The 22,388-nt window shown below is 50.9% G+C and carries 19 protein-coding genes; 12 read left to right on the forward strand and 7 right to left on the reverse strand.

Going from position 1 to position 22,388, the window contains the following annotated elements; translation table 11 throughout:
• Positions 1–55: 55 nt before the first annotated feature.
• Positions 56–1,204 carry a Na/Pi symporter gene (locus tag JIG40_RS22520; protein ID WP_020332084.1) on the reverse strand — a complete coding sequence of 383 codons (1,149 nt, stop codon included), beginning with the start codon at positions 1,202–1,204 and terminating at the stop codon, positions 56–58.
• 396 nt (positions 1,205–1,600) lie between these two features.
• Here JIG40_RS22520 and nhaR point away from each other — a divergent pair, with 396 nt between their 5' ends.
• Positions 1,601–2,491, forward strand: coding sequence for a transcriptional activator NhaR (nhaR, locus tag JIG40_RS22525; protein WP_020332086.1), 891 nt, complete (start codon positions 1,601–1,603; stop codon positions 2,489–2,491).
• A gap of 257 nt (positions 2,492–2,748) precedes the next feature.
• The gene (locus JIG40_RS22530; RefSeq protein ID WP_038129795.1) at positions 2,749–3,045 is read left to right on the forward strand and encodes a metalloregulator ArsR/SmtB family transcription factor; all 297 of its coding nucleotides are present in this window, start codon (positions 2,749–2,751) and stop codon (positions 3,043–3,045) included.
• Positions 3,046–3,199: 154 nt separating this feature from the next.
• Here JIG40_RS22530 and rpsT read toward each other — a convergent pair whose 3' ends face one another.
• Positions 3,200–3,460 carry a 30S ribosomal protein S20 gene (rpsT, locus tag JIG40_RS22535; protein ID WP_004728884.1) on the reverse strand — a complete coding sequence of 87 codons (261 nt, stop codon included), beginning with the start codon at positions 3,458–3,460 and terminating at the stop codon, positions 3,200–3,202.
• Positions 3,461–3,718: 258 nt separating this feature from the next.
• Here rpsT and murJ point away from each other — a divergent pair, with 258 nt between their 5' ends.
• From murJ to ispH, 6 genes are all read left to right on the forward strand, one after another.
• A complete protein-coding gene (gene murJ, locus JIG40_RS22540; RefSeq protein WP_020332088.1) occupies positions 3,719–5,281 on the forward strand; it encodes a murein biosynthesis integral membrane protein MurJ in 1,563 nt (520 codons plus the stop codon).
• 71 nt (positions 5,282–5,352) lie between these two features.
• Positions 5,353–6,288, forward strand: a complete 936-nt coding sequence (ribF, locus tag JIG40_RS22545) for a bifunctional riboflavin kinase/FAD synthetase (protein WP_020430559.1) — start codon at positions 5,353–5,355, stop codon at positions 6,286–6,288.
• Between the two features lie 63 nt (positions 6,289–6,351).
• The gene (ileS, locus tag JIG40_RS22550; protein ID WP_143683199.1) at positions 6,352–9,198 is read left to right on the forward strand and encodes an isoleucine--tRNA ligase; all 2,847 of its coding nucleotides are present in this window, start codon (positions 6,352–6,354) and stop codon (positions 9,196–9,198) included.
• Positions 9,199–9,207: 9 nt separating this feature from the next.
• On the forward strand, positions 9,208–9,714 hold the full coding sequence (lspA, locus tag JIG40_RS22555; protein WP_020332090.1) for a signal peptidase II: 507 nt from the start codon (positions 9,208–9,210) through the stop codon (positions 9,712–9,714).
• Between the two features lie 166 nt (positions 9,715–9,880).
• Complete coding sequence (fkpB, locus tag JIG40_RS22560; RefSeq protein WP_020332091.1) at positions 9,881–10,327, forward strand: FKBP-type peptidyl-prolyl cis-trans isomerase; 447 nt, start codon at positions 9,881–9,883, stop codon at positions 10,325–10,327.
• A 33-nt stretch (positions 10,328–10,360) separates the two neighbouring features.
• Positions 10,361–11,323 carry a 4-hydroxy-3-methylbut-2-enyl diphosphate reductase gene (ispH, locus tag JIG40_RS22565; protein WP_032081028.1) on the forward strand — a complete coding sequence of 321 codons (963 nt, stop codon included), beginning with the start codon at positions 10,361–10,363 and terminating at the stop codon, positions 11,321–11,323.
• Positions 11,324–11,430: 107 nt separating this feature from the next.
• Here ispH and JIG40_RS22570 read toward each other — a convergent pair whose 3' ends face one another.
• The gene (locus JIG40_RS22570; protein ID WP_024373694.1) at positions 11,431–12,915 is read right to left on the reverse strand and encodes a carbon starvation protein A; all 1,485 of its coding nucleotides are present in this window, start codon (positions 12,913–12,915) and stop codon (positions 11,431–11,433) included.
• 239 nt (positions 12,916–13,154) lie between these two features.
• Between JIG40_RS22570 and JIG40_RS22575 the strand changes: the two genes are divergently transcribed.
• Positions 13,155–13,496, forward strand: coding sequence for a DUF2799 domain-containing protein (locus JIG40_RS22575; protein WP_020332094.1), 342 nt, complete (start codon positions 13,155–13,157; stop codon positions 13,494–13,496).
• 22 nt (positions 13,497–13,518) lie between these two features.
• A complete protein-coding gene (locus tag JIG40_RS22580; protein WP_199466117.1) occupies positions 13,519–15,318 on the forward strand; it encodes a sodium:proton antiporter in 1,800 nt (599 codons plus the stop codon).
• On the opposite strand, the gene murQ is transcribed toward JIG40_RS22580, so the two are convergent.
• Both murQ and JIG40_RS22590 read right to left on the reverse strand, forming a co-directional pair.
• Entirely contained in the window at positions 15,315–16,247 is a 933-nt protein-coding gene (gene murQ / locus JIG40_RS22585) for an N-acetylmuramic acid 6-phosphate etherase (protein ID WP_199466118.1), read from the reverse strand. The two genes, JIG40_RS22580 and murQ, sit on opposite strands and share 4 nt — an antisense overlap.
• Before the next feature lie 43 nt (positions 16,248–16,290).
• Positions 16,291–17,403, reverse strand: a complete 1,113-nt coding sequence (locus tag JIG40_RS22590; RefSeq protein WP_199466119.1) for an anhydro-N-acetylmuramic acid kinase — start codon at positions 17,401–17,403, stop codon at positions 16,291–16,293.
• Between the two features lie 136 nt (positions 17,404–17,539).
• Here JIG40_RS22590 and nagZ point away from each other — a divergent pair, with 136 nt between their 5' ends.
• Entirely contained in the window at positions 17,540–18,529 is a 990-nt protein-coding gene (gene nagZ, locus JIG40_RS22595; RefSeq protein ID WP_199466120.1) for a beta-N-acetylhexosaminidase, read from the forward strand.
• Positions 18,530–18,589: 60 nt separating this feature from the next.
• Here the strand turns inward: nagZ and btsR are convergent, their stop codons facing one another.
• Entirely contained in the window at positions 18,590–19,306 is a 717-nt protein-coding gene (gene btsR / locus JIG40_RS22600) for a two-component system response regulator BtsR (RefSeq protein ID WP_199466121.1), read from the reverse strand.
• Complete coding sequence (locus tag JIG40_RS22605; RefSeq protein WP_024373699.1) at positions 19,306–20,982, reverse strand: sensor histidine kinase; 1,677 nt, start codon at positions 20,980–20,982, stop codon at positions 19,306–19,308. Before JIG40_RS22605 ends, btsR begins: the two co-directional genes overlap by 1 nt.
• 320 nt (positions 20,983–21,302) lie before the next feature.
• Between JIG40_RS22605 and JIG40_RS22610 the strand changes: the two genes are divergently transcribed.
• Positions 21,303–22,376 carry a 3-deoxy-7-phosphoheptulonate synthase gene (locus JIG40_RS22610; protein ID WP_047461292.1) on the forward strand — a complete coding sequence of 358 codons (1,074 nt, stop codon included), beginning with the start codon at positions 21,303–21,305 and terminating at the stop codon, positions 22,374–22,376.
• Positions 22,377–22,388 lie beyond the last annotated feature (12 nt).

Genomic DNA, 22,388 nt, shown 5'->3' on the forward strand with positions numbered 1-22,388 from the left:
ATGGTTGCAGAAAACAAAAAAGCTCCCCGAAGGGAGCTTTTCTTATTCGTCCGGATTAAGAGCTGAACGCCAGAATCATACCCGGAATCACGATGAATACCGACAGCAGGTAACCTGCAACCACAGCTTTGCTCTTAATTGCCCATTCTGAAATCGCTTCTGCACCTTTGAGTGGTAGTTCACGCAGGAACGGAACGCCGTAAATCAGCAGTGTCGCCAGCACGTTAAATGTCAGGTGGACCAGAGCGATTTGCAGTGCAAATACCGCGAATTCACCCGATACGGCTGTTGCTGCCAGCAGAGCGGTAATACAAGTACCGATGTTCGCGCCCAGCGTGAATGGGTAAACGTCACGTACTTTCAGTACGCCTGAGCCAACCAGCGGTACCATCAGACTGGTGGTGGTCGATGAAGACTGAACCAGAACCGTCACGATTGTACCAGACGCAATACCATGCAGAGGGCCACGACCAATGGCGTTCTTCAGAATGTCACGCGCACGGCCAACCATCAGGCTCTTCATGAGTTTACCCATCACGGTAATCGCCACAAAGATAGTGGCAATACCAAGTAGGATAAGAGCCACGCCACCGAATGTGTCACCAAATGTAGACAGCTGACCTTTCAGTGCGCCAATCACAGGTTTAGTGATCGGTTTGATGAAGTCGAAGCCTTTCAGGCTCATGTCGCCGGTTGCCAACAGTGGTGAAACCAACCAGTGAGAAATTTTTTCCAGAATGCCAAACATCATTTCCAGTGGTAGGAAGATGAATACGGCCAGCAAGTTAAAGAAGTCATGAATAGTGGCGCTGGCAAAAGCACGCTTGAATTCCTCTTTACAGCGCATGTGCCCCAGGCTGACCAGAGTGTTGGTAACGGTAGTACCGATGTTGGCACCCATAACCATAGGAATTGCGGTTTCAACTGGCAGGCCGCCAGCCACCAAACCAACAATAATAGAGGTGACCGTACTGGATGACTGAATCAGCGCCGTGGCAACCAAACCGATCATCAAGCCCGCAACCGGGTGTGAAGCAAATTCAAACAGGACTTTTGCCTGATCGCCCGTTGCCCATTTAAATCCGCTGCCCACCATCGCTACCGCAAGCAGTAGCAAATACAGCATGAAAGCCAAGTTTGCCCAGCGCAGCCAACGCGTAGTCGCTGAGATTGGCGCGGCAGTGGTAGTCGCTTGGTTTATCATTGTTTTCTCCATTGACCTTTTTATTACGTCTTCGGTCTGTTGTTGAATCTGTGCGCGATAGTAGAGGTTAAATATTTCAGTAATATGACAATGCTGAAACAAAACGAGAGAATTGTTAATTAGGCTGTTTTATGGGCAGGTTTTATTTTGATGCTTGATTTTAAGTTTTTGTTTTATATCATTTTATTATCAGTTTTATCTGTTGGGTAAGAACGGGTTTAAACTCTGTTTTACAGACGAATCGTGAGCAGAGTGTGTCAGAATTGTCATATTGGAAAATCAGTAATTCGGAAAAACAAGGCATTTATTCATGTATCGTTCGTATATTTCGATGTAATTGCGAGATGTCGGTTCATTTGTTATAACCAAGACTCTGTTCATCACGAGTGGCTTTCGATGTCTCATCTCAATTACAACCACCTTTATTACTTCTGGATGGTGTGCAAGCAGGGTTCCGTCACTAAGGCTGCCGACGCGCTGTTTCTTACTCCCCAAACGGTGACTGGCCAAATTAAAGCGCTGGAAGATCGTATGGCAGGCAAACTGACTAAACGCAACGGCCGCAGCATTGAACCAACCGAGCTGGGCCAATTGGTTTTCAAGTATGCGGACCGTATGTTCGGCCTCAGTTACGAAATGCTCGATATCGTCAATTACAGTCAACGTAACAATGTGTTGTTTGATGTTGGTGTTGCTGATGCGCTGTCCAAGCGTCTGGTGAGCAAAATACTGATGACGACGGTACCGGATGACAACAGCATTCACTTACGCTGCTTTGAGTCAACCCACGAAATGCTGCTTGAGCAGTTGTCTCAGCATAAGCTGGATATGATTTTGTCCGATTGTCCTGTCGACTCCAGCCAGAGTCCGGGCTTATTTAGTAAGAAACTGGGTGAAAGCCATATGGGCTTTTTCTCCAGTGGCCATGTTGAAAAGGGGCGTTATCCCGCAGTACTGGAAGAGCATAAGTTATTGATTCCGGGTAGCCGCACCGCGATGGGGCGCAAAGTCCGTCAGTGGTTCGACCGACAGGGCATTCAACCTAATATTCTCGGCGAGTTCGACGATGCTGCACTGATGAAAGCTTTCGCACGTTACCATCCGGATGTGATTTTCATGGCACCGCTGCTGTACATGAACGAAATGGAGCAGGATCTATCGCTGCAACTCATCAGTCGGATCGAAGAAATTAAAGAAGAGTATTATGTGATATTCGCAGAACGAATGATTCAACATCCTGCGGTAAAGAATGTCTGTGATGCAGATTTTAGTAATTTGTTTGAATGAGCGTTTTATTACTGTTAATAAATAGATTACTATCACGCCAACCGATTAAAACGCATTCTGTTGTCTTGTAATGACAGAAAAACGTGATCGGCATATTTAGGCATACTCTGTGTTCGTTGCTGTCTGATCGTTCATCCGATCATGAACCACCATAATAATGGGCGTTGCGAGGTAACTTGCCGCTGAAGGAAGGCAATCAGGCACTAACATGATGTGCGAGAGTAGCGCTTAAGCGGTTATTTCAAGGGGGCTTACTCGTGAACCTACAAGAAATGGAAAAGAACTCCGCCCAAGCAGTGGTGTTACTAAAAGCCATGGCGAATGAGAGACGTCTGCAGATTCTTTGCTTGTTGCACAACCAGGAACTTTCCGTGGGGGAATTGTGTGGCAAGCTGGAACTGAGTCAATCAGCGTTATCGCAACACCTAGCTTGGCTAAGAAGGGATGGCTTAGTGGAGACGCGCAAAGAAGCGCAAACCGTGTACTACACACTCAGCAGTGATGAAGTGAAATCGATGATCGAATTGCTTCACAATTTATACTGCAAGAGCTGACAAGGATGTCTGACTGAAGTTTTTATTCTGTTCACTACGCGTATAACGATAGTTACAAAGAATAAAGAGTAAGAACTTTGGTTTTCTGCAAACACAAGCAATAAAAAAACCGGCGAATGCCGGTTTTTTTTATCACTGGGATATCAGGCTCAAATTACAGAGCTTTGATAGCAGCAGCGAAACGAGACTTATGACGAGCTGCTTTATTCTTGTGAATAAGGCCTTTAGTTGCCATACGGTCTAGGATTGGTGTAACTACTGCGAATGCAGCAGTTGCAGCTTCTTTGTCGCCTGCAGCGATTGCAGCAACAGTTTTCTTCATGTAAGTGCGCATCATAGAACGACGGCTAGCATTGTGCTGACGACGTTTCTCAGATTGGATAGCGCGCTTCTTAGCAGATTTACAGTTTGCCAAGGGTCTAACTCCCAAAAACTTTAGTTCGGTGACAATTTAAGGGCCGGAAATATCCCCTATTTGCACTTAATTGTCAAATGATTTGTGCAAAAACCCATCTAGGCCAAACAAGTTTGGAATCGGAAGGTCTTCGCGGTTAAGATGGCGGGGATTCTAACAGTATTTTTTTGCCAATGCTAATACTTATCTGATCTCTCACTGACATTATTTCCCGGTGAAGAAAGATAATGTTGTTTTAGCGTATTTTTCGAGGTTACCGTGAGTAAACGCTTACTCAAGTCAGGCATGATTGTCAGTGCCATGACGTTGATTTCGCGCGTCTTGGGATTGGTGCGCGACATTGTCGTCGCCAACCTGATGGGTGCAGGCGCCAGCGCTGATGTATTCTTTTTTGCCAACCGCATTCCCAACTTCCTGCGCCGTCTGTTTGCAGAAGGGGCTTTTTCTCAAGCTTTTGTTCCGGTCCTGACGGAATATCATGCGTCAGGGGATATCAATAAAACCCGTGAACTGATTGCCCGTGCAGCGGGCACGCTGGGGGTATTGGTCACCATCGTGACTGTATTGGGCGTGGTATTCTCTGGCGTGGTAACTGCGCTGTTTGGTGCGGGGTGGTTTCTGGATTGGCTCAATGATGGCCCGGCGGCGCCGAAGTTTGAGCTCGCCAGTCTGCTGTTAAAAATTACCTTTCCTTATTTATGGTTCATTACCTTTGTCGCACTGTCAGGCGCGGTACTGAACACGCTGGGTAAGTTCGCGGTCTCTTCCTTTACGCCCGTCTTTCTCAACGTCATGATGATTCTGTCGGCATGGTATATCTCGCCGTTACTGGATCAGCCTGAGATTGGTTTGGCAATTGGTGTATTTTTAGGCGGCTTGGTTCAGTTTTTGTTCCAACTGCCTTTTTTGATCAAAGCTGGCGTGTTAGTCAGACCAAAATGGGGCTGGAAAGATCCTGGGGTGGTTAAAATTCGCACACTGATGATTCCGGCGCTATTCGGGGTTTCGGTTAGTCAAATCAACCTGTTATTTGATTCGTTTGTGGCGAGTTTTCTGCAAACGGGTTCCATCAGTTGGCTCTATTACTCCGACCGTTTGCTGGAATTTCCGCTCGGGCTGTTTGGTATTGCGATTGCAACCGTAATACTGCCCGCGCTGTCGCGCAAGCATGTAGATGCTCACAGCGACGGGTTTGCCCATACCATGGACTGGGGCGTACGGATGGTGATTCTGCTTGGTGTGCCTGCCATGCTTGGCTTGATGGTGTTGGCGAAACCGATGTTGATGGTGCTGTTTATGCGCGGCGAGTTTACTCCTGATGACGTGCACATGGCGTCGATGTCGCTGCTGGCGTATTCAGCGGGGTTGCTCAATTTCATGCTGATCAAAGTGTTGGCGCCGGGCTACTACTCGCGTCAGGATACGAAAACACCTGTGCGCTTTGGTATCATCGCGATGCTGAGCAATATTGTGTTTAACGCTATCTTTGGTTGGTTCTATGGTTATGTCGGTCTGGCGGCGGCAACGGCATTGTCGGCCTTTATTAATATGGCACTGCTGTATCGCGGTTTGCACAAACAAGGTGTTTACGTGATTAGCGCGCGCACGGTTGGCTATATTATCCGACTGTTGATCGCTGGCGGTGCTATGGTCGCGGCCATTTTGTGGCAGATGGAATCGATGTCGGTCTGGCTGAGTTGGGGGCTGACGCAACGGGCTCTGACGCTGACAGGGCTGATCGCACTCGGCGCGATTGTATATTTAGTCACCGCTCTGGTGCTGGGCGTCCGTTTAAAAGATTTAAAAGCGGCGACAGATTAACGCTGATTAGGTTATAATCCGTCGGTTTCACACCAAGATAATTGAGAACTATAGGTTTTAAGCGTATTCCAATGGAATTGATTCGCGGTATTCATAACATCAAACCACGCCATCATGGCTGTGTATTGACCATAGGTAACTTCGATGGTGTCCATTTGGGACATCAACAGGTATTAGATCAGGTCTCTGAGCGAGCGAAATCGCTGAACCTGCCTTCGGTCGTGATGACCTTTGAACCGCAACCTATGGAGCTGTTCTTAAAAGATAAGGCTCCGGCTCGGTTAACAAGATTGAGAGATAAGTTTGTCCAACTCGGCAAACTGGATATTGATCGTCTATTGTGTGTGAACTTCAACCATCACTTCGCCAACCTTGATGCACAGGCGTTTATCCGTGACTTGTTGGTCACTCGTTTGGGTGTTAAGTTTTTGGTCGTTGGCGACGATTTCTGCTTTGGCCAGGGGCGCAAAGGTAACTTTGCTATGCTGGAACAGGCAGGACGTGAATACGGCTTTGAAGTGGTGAGTACCCAGAGCTTCTGTTTACAGAAACTGCGTGTCAGCAGTACGGCAATTCGTGAGGCCTTAGCCGCTGATGAACTGGCCGTGGCCGCAGACATGCTGGGCCGCGATTACAGTATCAGCGGGCGCGTGTCTCACGGGCGTAAACTCGGACGGACCATCGGTTTTCCGACGGCCAATATTCCGCTCAAGCGTTGTGTGTCGCCAGTTTCTGGTGTGTACGTGGTGGAAGCATATGGGTTAGGTGAGCAACCTGTCGGCGGTGTAGCCAATATTGGCCAGCGTCCGACGGTAAATGGGGTTCGCCAACAATTAGAAGTGCATTTATTCGACTTTCATGGCAATTTGTACGGCAAACAGCTGGAAGTCGCACTTTTACATAAACTGCGCAACGAACATAAGTTTGAGTCCTTTGAAGCACTCAAACAACAAATAGAATTGGATGCTGAGGCAGCAAGGGTGTGGCTGCGTCAGCTTAAGGGTTAACCGGATGATTCCACCGGCTAACATAATGTCTAACTTCGCCCAATATAACGGAATTAAGAATCGATGAGTGAGTATAAAGATACCCTGAACTTACCTGAAACAGGGTTTCCAATGCGCGGCGATCTGGCTAAACGTGAGCCAGAAATGCTTGAACGTTGGTACAAAGAAGATCTTTACGGTGCAATCCGTGAAGCAAAAAAAGGCAAAAAATCTTTCGTATTGCACGATGGCCCTCCATACGCCAACGGTGATATTCACATTGGTCACGCACTAAACAAGATTCTTAAAGACATTATTATTAAATCCAAAACACTTTCAGGTTTTGACGCACCTTACATCCCGGGTTGGGACTGCCACGGTCTGCCAATCGAACTGATGGTAGAGAAGAAAGTGGGTAAGCCTGGTCAGAAAGTGACCGCGGCTGAATTCCGTGAAAAATGTCGCGAGTACGCAGCGGGTCAGGTTGAAGGCCAGAAAGAAGGCTTCAAGCGTCTGGGCATCCTGGGTGAGTGGGACAAACCGTACCGCACCATGGATTTCTCAACCGAAGCGAACATCATTCGCGCGCTGGGTAAAATTGCCGACAACGGCCACCTGCTGAAAGGTTTCAAACCGGTTCACTGGTGTACCGATTGTGGTAGTGCGCTGGCTGAAGCGGAAGTGGAATACAAAGATAAAGTGTCTCCGTCTATCGACGTTCGTTTCAAAACGGCCGACGAAGCGGCGCTGCTGTCTAAATTTACCCTGACCGAAGGTCACGAAGGTAAAGGTGACGTATCCATCGTTATCTGGACCACCACGCCATGGACACTGCCGGCAAACCGCGCAGTATGTCTGCGTGACGATCTGGAATACGTGCTGATCCAAATCGAAGGTGAACAGCCTGAGCGTATCATCGTTGCGTCTGAACTGGCGAAATCTGTAATGGATCGTGCGGGTGTCGAACATTTCCACTTCCTGGGCTTTGCCAAAGGCGCGGATCTGGAACTGTCTCAGTTCAACCATCCGTTCTACAACTTCACTGTACCGGCAATTCTGGGCGATCACGTCACCACAGATTCTGGTACAGGTGTGGTTCACACGGCTCCTGGCCACGGTCAGGAAGACTTTGCAGTCGGTCAGAAATACGGTCTGGAAGTCGCCAACCCTGTGGGTTCAAACGGTGTTTATCTGCCAGATACTGAACTGTTTGCGGGTCAACATGTATTTAAAGCCAACGATGCTGTGATTGAAGTGCTGAAAGAGCACGGCGCACTGTTGCATCACCATGCTTACGAGCACAGCTACCCACACTGCTGGCGCCATAAAACACCTATCATCTTCCGTGCGACACCACAATGGTTCGTATCGATGGATCAAGCGGGTCTGCGTGAGAACGCACTCAGCGCGATTAAAGGCGTGAAATGGATGCCGGATTGGGGTCAAAGCCGTATCGAAGGTATGGTGGAAGGCCGTCCTGAATGGTGTATCTCACGTCAACGTACATGGGGCGTGCCAATTGCTCTGTTTGTTCACAAAGAAACCGCAGAGCTGCATCCTAATACTTCTGAGCTGATTGAAAAAGTCGCTCAACTGGTTGAACAGAAAGGCATTCAGGCTTGGTGGGATGTAGACGCCGCTGAGCTGCTGGGCGATGACGCTGAACAGTACGAAAAAGTACTGGATACCCTGGATGTTTGGTTTGATTCAGGTGTGACTCACTATGCGGTGGTTGATAACCGTGAAGAGTTCCATGGCGCTGAAGCGGATATGTACCTGGAAGGTTCTGACCAACACCGCGGCTGGTTCCAGTCTTCTTTGATTTCATCGATCGCGATGAAGGGCAAAGCACCTTACAAAGAAGTACTGACGCACGGTTTCGTGGTTGACGGCCAAGGCCGTAAAATGTCGAAATCGATCGGTAACGTGGTTGCGCCAAAAGATGTGACCAACAAACTGGGTGCAGACATTCTGCGTTTGTGGGTGGCATCAACTGACTACACGGGCGAAGTGGCGGTTTCAGACGAAATCCTGAAACGCAGCGCAGATTCTTACCGTCGTATTCGTAACACGGCACGCTTCTTCCTGGCGAACCTGAACGGCTTCAACCCGGCAACCGACATCATTGCGGCTGACGAGATGGTGGCACTGGATCGTTGGGCGGTTGCCCGTGCAATGGCTGCTCAACAAGAGATCGTCAAAGCGTACGCAGAGTACAACACTCACGCTGTGGTTCAGCGTCTGATGCACTTCTGTTCGGTTGAAATGGGCTCATTCTACCTGGATGTAATCAAAGACCGTCAGTACACCGCGAAACTGGGCGGCAACGCGCAGCGCAGCTGTCAGACTGCACTGTACTACATCGTAGAAGCGCTGGTTCGCTGGATGGCTCCAATCATGTCGTTCACTGCCGATGAAATCTGGAACGAAATGCCGACTAACCAAGCCAACGGCGAAGCTCGCGGTAAATTCGTATTTGCTGATGAGTGGTACGAAGGTCTGTTTGGTCTGGCTGAAGGCGAAGAGCTGAACAACGAATTCTGGACTGATATTCAGAAAGTTCGTGGTGCGGTGAACAAGCTGCTGGAAAATGCGCGTAACGAGAAAACCATCGGTGGTTCTCTGCAAGCGGAAGTGACGTTGTTTGCAAGCGACGAGCTGGCAGCCAAAATCAACAAGCTGGAAGATGAACTGCGCTTTGTATTGCTGACTTCAAAAGCGAACGTGAAACCGCTGGCCGAGAAGAGCGACGCGGCTCAGGCAACCGACATCGACGGTCTGTTTGTTCAAGTGAACAAAACAGAAGCTGAGAAGTGTGATCGCTGCTGGCACTACACCCCAGACGTGGGCACCATCAAAGGTCATGAAACTATTTGTGGCCGTTGTGTGTCGAACGTTGACGGTGAAGGCGAAGTTCGCAAGTTTGCTTAAAGGAACTGCATGACACAGCAAGCATTAACGCTTAAACAATCGGGAGTTCGCTGGCTATGGCTGGCGCTCCTTGTTTTTGTCGCTGATATCGCTATCAAATTGGTGGTGATGAACAGCATGGGGTATGGCTGGGAGAATCGCATCGAGATTCTGCCGTTTTTCAATCTGCTGTACGTGCATAACTACGGCGCCGCATTTAGCTTTCTGAGTGATCAGGCAGGCTGGCAGCGCTGGTTGTTTACCGGTATCGCGTTTGCTGTGGTCGGCCTGTTGGCCTTCTGGATGCGCCGCCTACCGTCCAGCGATAAATGGAATAACATGGCTTATGCACTCATTATCGGTGGTGCGGTAGGCAATGTGTTCGACCGGGTAGTGCACGGATTTGTGGTCGATTATCTCGACTTCTACTGGGGCACTTACCACTGGCCAGCGTTTAACCTCGCTGACAGCGCCATCTGTATTGGTGCTGCGATGATCATTTTGGATGGTTTTCGCGGTAAAAAGCAGACGGCGTAAGTGATTAAGCCGAAATAACCCTAAGCGCCGCCCGTTGATTCGGGGGGCGCTTTTTGTTATCAAGCAGTTTAGATTCAATCCACTCTGTACCAACCTCATCACCGTAAGAAATGAGGGGAACATTGACGAAGGTATGACCTTCGATTTGCATTAAGGAAGCCAGAACGTGACGACGACACATTCAAAAACTATTACTCAGAACTCAGCGGTAACGCTGCACTTTACCATCAAGCTGAAAGATGGCTCAGTGGCCGACAGCACTCACAACTTTGGTAAAGCGGCCAAGCTGGTGATCGGCGATGGCAGTCTGAGCGACAACTTCGAGCAGTGCCTGCTGGGCATGCAAGAGGGCGAAAGTAAATCCATTGAACTGGCGGCGGTTGACGCGTTTGGCGCGCCTAACCCAGACAACATCCATCATATGGATCGTGCCCGCTTTGTCGGTGACGCCGAAGTGGAAGTCGGTACCATTATGGGGTTCAGCGGACCGGACGGTATGGAAATTCCGGGCATCATTACCAACATCGCTGGTGATTCAGTGACGGTGGATTTCAACCACCCGTTAGCCGGACAAGATGTGATCTTCGACGTTGAAATTTTGTCTGTCGAATAACTTGCCGTAGAATAGCCAGCCAGAAAGAGAACCATGAGCAAATCCATGAAAATACTGTTAGCAAACCCGCGCGGCTTTTGTGCCGGCGTTGATCGCGCCATCAGCATCGTTGAGCGTGCACTTGAAATGTATCAGCCTCCGATTTATGTCCGTCATGAAGTGGTGCACAACCGCTTTGTGGTTGAAGGTTTGAAGCAGCGCGGTGCGATTTTCGTTGAAGAGCTGCACGAAGTGCCAGACGACAACATTGTGATTTTCTCTGCTCATGGGGTCTCGCAAGCGGTGCGCCAGGAAGCCAAAGAACGTGCATTGACGGTATTTGATGCCACGTGCCCGTTGGTAACAAAAGTGCACATGGAAGTGGCTCGTGCCAGCCGCCGTAATATGGAAGTGGTCCTGATTGGCCACGCCGGTCACCCGGAAGTCGAAGGTACCATGGGCCAATACGCCAGTGATACGGGTGGTATGTATCTGGTTGAAAAGCCGGAAGATGTGGTTGCACTGCAAAGCAAAGTTAAAGACCCATCGCACCTGCATTACGTGAGTCAGACGACGCTGTCGGTCGATGAAACCGCAGACGTGATTGATAAGCTGCGTGAAGTGTTCCCTGAGATTCAAGGGCCGCGCAAAGATGACATCTGCTACGCAACACAAAACCGTCAGGATGCGGTGCGTATTCTGGCTCAGGAAGTGGATGTGATGGTCGTGGTTGGCTCTAAGAACTCATCGAACTCGACCCGCCTTAAAGAACTGGCCGAGAAACTCGGAACGCCGGGTTATCTGACGGACTGTCCGGAAGACATTCATCCGGAGTGGTTCGACGGTGTAAGCAAGATAGGTGTCACCGCGGGCGCTTCTGCGCCAGAAGAACTGGTGAATCAGATTCTGAACCGCATCAAAGAGCTGGGGGCAACCTCAGTGGATGAAGTGCTGGGACGGGAAGAAAACATGTTCTTTGAAGTACCCAAAGAGCTGCAAATTAAGCAGGTTGACTAAGCAAGTTTGATGATTGTACCTGCTGTATCAGAGGGCAGATTCAATCCAACGAATCAATAAAAAAGGGCTCCCATCGGGAGCCCTTTTGCTATGCGTGTGTGGCAGGGTTAAGCGGTTTCGGTGACGCCCGAAGGTTTGTCTTCGTCAGCCAGTTCAGTTTCGCCTTTGCCTTTGGAAATCTTAATTACGTACAGGGTAATTGCCAGCGTTGCGACCACACCGATGATGGTGGAGATTTGCATTGGCATACCAAAGCCCAGAGAGCTGTTGTTCAGGATGAAGGCAATACATACCGTGGTCATGAACGCTGCCGGAATGGTGGTGATCCAGTGCAGTTTGTTGTGACGTAGCAGGTAAGCCGACGCAGTCCACAGCATCATTACGGCTGTTGTCTGGTTAGCAAAACCGAAGTAGCGCCAGATGATACCGAAGTCTACTTGGGTCAGGATGCCACCAATCACGAACAGAGGCATCGCCATCAGCAGACGGTTACGCAGTGTTTTCTGTTCCATGTTGAAGTATTCAGCCAGGATCAGACGGCTTGAACGGAACGCCGTGTCACCTGAAGTGATTGGCAGGATAACCACACCCAGGAACGCGATGATACCGCCAAATACGCCCAGCAGACCAAACGATGCGCTGTAAACTACGTTACCAGGGCCGCCGTTTTTCACTGCTTCAGACAGAGAGTCCAGTGAGCCGAAGAATGACAGAGCAATCGCACACCAGATCAGAGCGATGATACCTTCACCGATCATTGCGCCGTAGAATACGAAGCGACCGTTCTTCTCATTCTCGATACAACGTGCCATCAGTGGTGACTGAGTGGCGTGGAAACCTGAGATAGCACCACAAGCGATGGTGATGAACAGCGCAGGCCACAGTGGCATGTCGTTCGGGTTCATGTTTTGCAGCATGTCGCTGACTTCAAAACCGCCCAGAATCTGGTGCTCGCTTGACACTGCGATTGCAGTGATCAAGCCAACTGACATGAAAATCAGTAGCGCGCCGAACAGTGGGTAAAAACGACCGATGATTTTATCCACTGGCACGATGGTAGCGATGATGTAGTAAGCAAAGATAATCACGACCATCGTCGACATGCTGACTGTCATGCTGGTTTGTTCGTTGATCAGGTTAGTGATCATGCCTGCAGGCGCCGAAACGAAAACCACACCAACCAGCAGCAGCAGAACAATGGCAAAAATGTTCATGAAGTGTTTTGCGCCATTGCCCAGGTAGCGGCCGGACAGAGAAGGAACAGAGGCGCCACCGTTACGGATTGACAGCATGCCTGAGAAGTAGTCGTGTGTTGCGCCGGCAAAGATACAGCCAATCACGATCCATAGCATGGCGGCAGGTCCATACAGTGCACCCATGATCGGACCGAAAATAGGGCCGACACCAGCAATATTAAGTAGTTGAACAAGATAGACTTTTGGCGTAGACATAGGAACGTAGTCGACACCGTCGGTTTTCGTGTGGGCAGGGGTTTGGCGTTTCTCATTGATGCCAAATACTTTCTCCACGAACGCGCCGTAGATGAAGTAACCGCCAATCAAGGCAGCGACACAGGTTAGAAACCACAACATAGCGTTTGTCCTTTGTTATTGAATTAGGTGTTAATGAATTAAGCTCAGACTGGATACTAAATTATCAATAAGCGAGCTTCATTGGGTTTCCGGGTCAGTGGTCGTATAGTGAATTAAGTGGTGTTTAACGCCGCTGAGTGGTTTTTAACGATTGGTTAGCGGTAAGTGACGCAGAGTCAGTGGTTATTGCCTATTTTTAAGGGTGAACGATTCATCCGATGGCTAAGTAAAGGTAAATAATGAAAAAAATAATGATGATGTTGGTCGTGGCTGGGCTGATGGGCTGCGCGGCCAGTGACAGTGAACTGGCTAAACAGGGCGACTGGTATCAAATAGGCTATAAAGATGGTGCGACAGGACATACTCAGCGTTCTAACAAAGCGTTGGCGGAACTGGGGCAAGCCAATCAGGCCGATTACAATCAGGGCTACGTCGAGGGAGTTAACGAGTACTGCAACCCGAACTTTGCCTACCAGATGGGCGTCAACGGCCAGTACTACGAAGGGGTGTGCGAAGGCACCGAACAAGCGCAGAAATTCCGTATGGAGTGGCAGCGCGGTTGGAACGAATACAACAACTAATCGACGCTGAGTAACAATAGCCATGCATGAAGAATATATCGCTCTGGCGTTAGCGGCGGTCGGCGTCGTGGGGCTGGGATGTCAGTGGCTGGCGTGGAAACTGCGTCTGCCAGCCATCTTGTTTTTGTTACTGGCGGGAATTGTCGCCGGGCCAGTGACCGGGCTGCTTAATCCGCAGCAACTGTTAGGCGAGCTGCTGTTTCCGCTGATTTCACTCGCGGTTGCCGTGATTCTGTTTGAAGGCAGTTTGACGCTCAATTTCAAAGAGATTCGCGGTGTAAGCAACACCGTGTGGAGCATTGTGTCACTTGGCGCGCTCATCTCCTGGGGCGTCACCTCGTTTGCGACGCATGCACTTTTGGGGTTTGATTGGCCGCTTGCGTTGCTGTTTGGTAGCTTGACCGTGGTCACCGGCCCAACGGTGATCGTGCCGTTGCTGCGCACCGTGCGCCCGAACGCCAAACTCTCCAATATTCTGCGCTGGGAAGGGATTCTGATTGACCCGCTCGGCGCGTTGTTTGTGGTGATGGTGTACGAGTTTATTGTCTCCAGCAGTGAAGCACACAGCTTGCACGTGTTTGGGTTGATTTTGCTGGTCGGCGTTGGGCTGGGAGTGTTATCTGGCGCGGCAGTGGCGTATGTGCTGCGCAACGGTGGTTTGCCGGAATATCTGCAGCCGTTTGCGGTTCTGAGCGTGGTGCTGGGCGTGTTTGCTGCATCCAATGCGCTGGAGTCAGAATCCGGGCTGCTCACTGTGACCATCATGGGCATGTGGCTGGCCAATGCTAAAGACGTCAATATTCAGCATATTCTGCACTTTAAGGAAAACCTCACTGTCCTCCTCATCACCGGGCTGTTTATTTTGCTTGCGGCGCGGATTGAAGTGGACGACTTCGCTGTGCTGGGGTGGAGTGCGTTGGCCTTGTTTGTGGTGATGCAATTAGTGTCGCGTCCGCTGTCGATCTTTCTCGCCACGCTGCGCAGCAGTCTGCAGTGGAAAGAGAAAGCGTTTCTGGCTTGGGTTGCGCCGCGCGGGATTGTCGCGGCATCGATATCGTCACTGTTTGCCATTAAGCTTGATTCGTTTGGTATGGCGGAAGCCAACTTGCTGGTGCCGCTGACGTTTATGGTCATTATCGGTACCGTGGTGCTGCAAAGCATGACGGCCAGACCCGTTGCCGTAGCACTGAAAGTGGCTGAACCAGCGCCGAAAGGTTTCCTGATCCTCGGTGCGAACGATGTGGCGCGTCAGATTGGCGCGGCGATTGCCAAGTACGACTGTCGAGTGGTGTTGACCGATTCCAACTGGGATTACATTCGCCAGGCACGCATGGCGGGGCTGGAGCATTATTATGGCAATCCGATCTCCAGTCACGCTGACGAATACCTTAACCTGATTGGGATCGGCCACGTGTTGGCTCTCAGTCCGGATAAACACTTCAATATTATGGCGTGTATGCAGTTTCTGTCCGACTTTGGTGACAAGCGCGTGTTCTGTTTGCATGACAATGCCAATGGTAACAACAGTGATAAACACACCGTGGCGCAGGAGTCTCACGGACTGCCATTTTTAGGTGGCGAGGTGAGTTATAAAAAACTGGCCAGCCTGCTGAATCAGGGCGGTGAAATCAAGCACACCAAACTGAGCGAAAACTTCACTTTTGACGATTATCAGCAGCAGCACAAAGAGAGTTATGTCCTGCCGCTGTTTGTAGTCGACCATCGTGGTCGGATTCAGATGTGTGCCGATGTCGCCAATTTCAGCGCTAAAGAGGGCGAAACTGTGGTTGCCCTGATCAAGAAAAGCCAGGAGAGCCGTTAACGGCTCTCGTTTTCTTCCTCTTCCATCGCGCGGCGCAGAAAACCGTCGGAGTCGGACAGTTTGGCTTTGGCTTGCGCGGCATCAACACCAGTCAGGTGCATCAGAATCGCTACCTTGGCATTGTTGTCACTCTCGGCCAGCAGCGCTTCGGCGGTATGGCGGTCGCAATCTGTTGCTTGCATAACAATTCTTACGGCGCGTGCTACCAGCTTTTTGTTGGTCGCTTTCACGTCCACCATCAGGTTCTGATAGCTTTTCCCAAGGCGAATCATGCTGGCGGTGGTGAGCATATTGAGCACCAGTTTTTGGGCGGTGCCCGATTTCAAACGAGTTGAACCGGTTAATGCTTCCGGACCGACCACCGGACTGATGGCGATACTGGCCAATTCGGCAATCGGCGAGTTGGGGTTACATGATAGCGCCACGGTGACGGCGCCCAGATCGTTGGCGTATTCCAGTGCGCCAATCACATACGGCGTGCGACCACTGGCCGCAATGCCGACCAATACGTCCTGCGTGCTAAAGCCAATCGCTTTGAGATCATCGATACCCAGCAGCGGAGAATCCTCAGCGCCTTCCTGGGCGGTAAACATCGCGTCGCGTCCGCCCGCAATCAAACCGATCACCATTTGATCTGAGACGCCAAACGTTGGCGGGCATTCAGAGGCATCGAGCACACCTAAACGGCCGCTGGTGCCTGCGCCCATGTAAATCAGGCGTCCACCTTGTTTGAAGGCTTCGGTAATCCTATCGACCGCCAGTGCGATTTGTGGCAGGACTTTCTCAACGGCTAATGGAACTAATTTGTCTTGTTGATTGAGACGCTGCACGATTTCCTGCGAAGAAAGCAGGTCGATATCCATGGTGTCGGGATTACGACCTTCAGAAACCAGATGGGAAAGGGCAGCGAGCAGAGCATCGTTCGTCATGGTGGTTGTCCATATCTGTCATTTCAAAAATACAAAGCGTGGCCTAGTCGGCCGGATAAATCACACCGAGTGAGGTAAAGCGTGCGGCGCCAGTGACGCTGGGAAGATTGCTCGGCAGATTGTGCATGCGGCGTTGCGCCAGCCAGGCAAACGCCATCGCTTCCATATAATCGCCATCGACGCCTTTGGCGGTGGTCGGAGCCACTTGCCAACCTGGCAGCAAGGATTGCAATCGCTCCATTAACAGCGCGTTTTGCGCGCCGCCGCCGCACACCAAAAGCTCAGGCTGAGGACCTTGAGCAAAGCACTGCACATCCTTGGCGATGCTGCGTGCGGTGAGTTCACACAGGGTGCGCTGCACATCGATGGCAGAGGCATCATGAGCGGCCAGTTTGTTGTCCAGCCATGGCAGGTTGAACCATTCGCGCCCGGTACTTTTTGGCGCAGGTTTAGCAAAATAGTCATCATTCAGCAGTGTGGTGAGCAGCGCGGTATCGAGTTCGCCGCTGCGTGCCCAATCACCATTGCTGTCATAAGCCTGACCGATGTGGCGCTGACACCAGCCATCCATCAATACGTTACCGGGGCCGGTATCATAACCAATCACGTTGCCGCCGGGTTTGAGTACCGACACGTTGGCGATGCCGCCGATATTGAGCACCACTACGCTGGAATCGCGCACATCAAAAATCGTGCGGTGGAACGCTGGCACCAGTGGCGCGCCCTGGCCTCCCAGCGCGATGTCTTTACGACGAAAATCCGCCACGGTGGTAATGCCCGTGCGGGCAGCAAGAATATTGGCGTCGCCAATTTGCAGGGTGAACGGCGTATCGCCGTTTGGCTGATGGAACACGGTCTGACCGTGGTTACCTAGCGCGCGAATCTGATTGGCGTGATGGCCGCTGTGCTCAAGCAGCTTGAACACCGCATCGGCATACAGGTGACCGAGCAAATGATCCAGCGTACCAATCTCTTGCAAATTGGTTTCCTGGCCCAGACATACCGCCAATAGGCGCTGTTTGAGGTCGGCAGGCATCGGCAGAAAATCGTGTGCCAGCAGTTCAATCTGATTACCCGTCAGGGCGACCAGCGCCGTGTCGACGCCGTCCATGCTGGTGCCGGACATGATACCTATGTACAGTTCGCGTTCAGTCATTCTGTTATCCGATTGTCAGATTTCTCGTTTCCGAGGGCTAAGTCCTTAAAACTCATTGTAATTGAAAAACAAACTGAATAACCTCATTTGCTGTGACAAATTTTGACAATCCATCTTGATGAATTAAGGGGAAAAAATGGGACCGTTATGGCTAGACGTCGAAGGTTGTGAACTGACGGCGGAAGACCGCGAAATACTGGCGCATCCTACCGTTGGCGGTGTCATTCTGTTTGCTCGTAACTACCACGACAACCAGCAGTTACTGGCGCTGAACAAAGCGATTCGTCAGGCGGCGAAGCGTCCGATCCTGATTGGTGTGGATCAGGAAGGCGGCCGCGTGCAGCGTTTTCGTGACGGTTTCAGTAAGATCCCCGCGGCGCAACTGTACGCGCGCAGCGACAATGGCGAGCAGTTGGCCGAAGAGGGTGGCTGGTTGATGGCGGCGGAACTGATCGCGCACGATATCGATCTCAGCTTTGCGCCCGTACTGGATAAAGGCTTTGACTGCCGTGCGATTGGCAACCGCGCCTTTGGCGATGATGTGCAAAGCGTACTGACTTACAGCAGCGCTTACATGCGCGGGATGAAATCCGTCGGTATGGCAACCACCGGTAAACATTTTCCCGGCCATGGTGCGGTGATTGCCGATTCGCATCTGGAAACGCCTTACGATGAGCGTGATTCCATTGCCGCCGATATGGCGATTTTCCGCGCGCAGATTGAGGCCGGCATTCTGGATGCCATGATGCCAGCACACGTGATTTATCCGCACTATGATGCCCAGCCCGCCAGCGGTTCTCCCTATTGGCTTAAACAGGTACTGCGTCAGGAACTGGGTTTTAAAGGCATTGTGTTCTCGGATGATCTGAGCATGGAAGGCGCGGCGATCATGGGTGGCCCGGCAGAGCGCGCGCAGCAGTCGCTGGATGCCGGTTGCGATATGGTGCTGATGTGCAACAAGCGCGAATCGGCGGTAGCGGTGCTGGATAAGCTGCCGATCAGTGAAGTGCCGCAGGCACTGCCTTTGCTCAAACAGCAGAATTTCACCTTCAGTGAACTGAAAGCGACCGAGCGCTGGAAGCTGGCTTCTCAAACCATGCAGCGTCTGATTGACGCGCACAGTTAGAAGACAAAGAAAAAGGCTCCCAGGGAGCCTTTTTCATCGCAAGTGCTTAGTAGACAGTGCCTAGTGGAAGCCCAGCTTCTCTTTGAGCTCCTTCAGATAGCGGCGACTGACCGGCACCTGATGTCCCGAGCGGGTGATGATCTCTGCCAACCCGTTCTCCAGTAATTTGATTTCTTTGATCGCTTTAGTGTTGACCAGATACTGGCGATGGCAGCGCACCAAAGGCGTTTTCTCTTCCAGAATTTTGAGCGTTAACTGGCTGGTGGCACGCTGCTGATGGGTTTGCACGTGTACGCCACTGATATCACTGAAGGCAAACTCGACATCAATTGTCGGTACAATCACGATGCGGTTAAGGCCAATGCACGGCACCTGATCGAGGTTGCTCGGCGCCAGTACCGAGTAGTCTTGGGGTTTACTCATGCTGCGCACCAGGCGCTGAATGGTTTTTTCCAGCCTTGTTGGGTCAATCGGTTTGAGCAGGTAATCAAACGCATTATCTTCAAATGCTTGCAGCGCATATTGGTCGTAGGCAGTGACAAACACCACTTTGGGCATGGTGTCCGGGTCGAGCATACTCAGCAGTTCAATGCCGGTGATTTGCGGCATCTGAATATCCAGAAACACCACCTCCGGTTTGAGCTGGTTGATTTTTTTCAGCCCTTCGATGGCGTTGTTGGCTTCGCCAATGACCTCGATTTCGCCGCTCTCTTCCAGCAATTCCGTCAGCTCTTCCCGAGCGAAGAGTTCGTCATCAATGACCAGTGCAGATAACATTAATACGTTCCTTTATGCGGAATGAGGAAGCTCATTCGCGTGTATTTATCGTGTTCCACTTCGATGTTGAGCGCAGAGGCAGCACCGAATTTGTAGGTCAGGCGTTTGGCAACAATTTGCATGCCGAGGCCATCATGATCTTCGCTCGGCGCTTGGTAGCTGCCAGCGTTATCTTCCACCACAATCCGGTGCCCGTGCTCCTCTTCAATACTGTAGATACGCACTTTGCCGCCTTCCAGCAGATTGGACGTGCCGTGCTTGATGGCGTTCTCGACCAAGGGCTGCAAGGTAAAGCTGGGCACATTGCGCTCCAGCAGCGCCTCGTCGATATCGATGTCGACGTCAAGGCGGTCACTAAAGCGCGCTTTTTCAATCGTCAGGTAGGCGTTGACGTGCGCCAGCTCTTCTTTGAGCGTTACGGTGCCGATATTCTGTTTGAGGTTACTGCGAAAAAACTGCGACAGATGCTGGATCAGCTCGCGCGCTTTGTTGGGATCGCGGCGGATCACCGCGCTGATGGTATTGAGCGCGTTAAACAGAAAGTGCGGATTGACCTGCGCTTGCAGCAGTTTGATTTCCGCGCGCGACAGCAGTATCTGTTTCTCCTGATACTCACCATACAGAATCTGGCTCGACAACATCTGCGCGATACCCTCGGCCATCGACATATTGATGGTCGAAAACAGCTTACGTTTCGGTTCGTACAGCTTAATGGTGCCGATAACCCGATCACCTGCGCGGAGCGGAATGATCAGCGCCGAGCCGAGTTTACAGGTTTTCGACAAAGAACACTGATACGGGTGCTCTTTGCCATCAAGATAAATAATCGCGTTACGCGCAATGGCATCCAGCGTGCTTTGCGAAGAAATCGGTGTATTGGGTTTATGGTGATCATCGCCGATGCCCACGAAGGCGAGAATCTTCTCGCGGTCGGTAATCGATACCGCGCCGACGTTGGTTTGCTCATACACGATGCGCGCTATCTTCTCGGCATTCTGCGGGTTAAACCCCGCGGCCAGAATACCGACCGAACGCTCAGCAATGTTCAGTGCGCGGCGTGAAAACGTGGCGGAGTACTCTTCAAAGATGGTTTTACGATCCTGCAGAATGCTCATGAACAGCGCCGCGCCGACAGAGTTGGCAATGATCATCGGCGCTGCGATGGTGGAGACCAGCGCGTAGGCTTCGTCATACGGTTCAGCGATCAACAAGATAAGCAGCATCTGCACAATTTCGGCAAACAGCGTGACGGCAAACACCACGCTGGGACTGAACAGCAAACGGCCTTTGCCTTTGCGCAGCAGATACGTATGCAGCAGGCCGCCGATGATGCCCTCGGCCGTGGTCGAGACCGCGCACGCCACATCAGTAAAGCCACCTAAGGTATAGCGATGAATCCCGCCGGTAAAGCCGACCGCAAAACCAATGAATGGCCCGCCGAACAGACCGCCCATTACGGCGCCAATCGCCCGCGTGTTGGCAATCGCATCGTTGATTTGCAGACCAAAGTAGGTGCCCATGATGCAGAACAGAGAAAACAGCACGTAGACGCTAAGCTTATGGTTTAAGCGGCGCGAAATATTGAGCAGCGGTAAGAAGATGGGGGTCTTGCTCAGCATGTAAGCCAGAACCAGATACACACACATCTGCTGCAACAGAGAGAGAACTAAATCCATATACCTTTCTTCATTGAGTGCGTGACGATAATGCCCGGCCTTCAACCTCATGTTTATCACCGCTTTCTATGGTCTGCGGTTGGCAGGTCAGAGAAAGGGTGTGAATAGGGATATTTTAGGGGAGATAGAGCGAATAAAACACGCTTCATTCGTTAGTTTAGGTATTAAGATGCGAAAATGATGTGTGTAAATTATTTTTTACACAATATGTTTTTTAAAATTTACACTTGCATTGTTTTTAAAGGCTGTTAATTTGTTGGTTATTCGGTTTAAACGCTCAGAGATAACGTGAGTGTAAATTAATTTATACAGGTGATGCGATGAAAAAAAGTGAATTAAGCGATATCAACATTGTTGATGAACAGATACTGATTACTCCGGATGCACTCAAGGATAAGTTGCCGCTGAGCGACAACGCGCGCCGTTTTATCCGTGAATCACGTCAGACTATCGCAGACATTATTCACAAACGTGATCATCGCCTGCTGATTGTGTGTGGCCCGTGTTCTATCCACGATGTGGAAGCGGCGAAAGAGTACGCCAAGCGCCTGAAAGCCCTGTCAGAACAACTGAAAGATCAACTCTACATCGTCATGCGTGTGTACTTCGAAAAACCACGCACTACCGTGGGCTGGAAAGGGCTGATTAACGACCCGCATCTCGACGGCACTTTTGATATTGAGCATGGCCTGCATGTCGGTCGCCAACTGCTGGTGGAACTGGCTGAGATGGAAATCCCTCTGGCGACGGAAGCTCTGGACCCGATCAGTCCGCAGTACCTGGCAGATACCTTCAGCTGGGCTGCGATTGGTGCACGTACCACTGAGTCGCAAACTCACCGTGAAATGGCCAGTGGCCTGTCGATGCCAATCGGCTTCAAAAACGGCACAGACGGCAGCTTGTCGACCGCCATCAACGCGATGCAGGCTGCGTCATCCAGCCACCGTTTCATGGGAATCAACCGTGAAGGTCAGGTTGCACTGCTGACCACTCAAGGCAATGCGAATGGTCACGTGATTCTGCGCGGCGGCAAGCAAACGAACTACGATTCAGTGTCCGTCGCCGAGTGTGAAGAAGAGCTGGCGAAAGTGGGGCTTGATTCTGCACTGATGGTCGATTGTAGCCATGCGAACTCGCGTAAAGATTACCGTCGCCAACCGCTGGTCGCTGAAGATGTGATTCATCAAATTCGTGAAGGTAATCAGTCTATTATTGGTTTGATGATTGAAAGTCACCTCAATGAAGGTAACCAGTCGTCTGACCTGCCGCTTGATCAAATGGCGTACGGCGTGTCTATCACGGATGCGTGTATTAATTGGGCATCAACTGAGGCATTATTACGCCACGCTCATCAAGAGCTGATTCCATTTTTAGAAAATCGCCTCAAAGGTTAAGTAAAGGATTGC

This window comes from Vibrio sp. bablab_jr001 (genome assembly GCF_016464285.1).
GTDB classification, from domain to species: domain Bacteria; phylum Pseudomonadota; class Gammaproteobacteria; order Enterobacterales; family Vibrionaceae; genus Vibrio; species Vibrio fluvialis.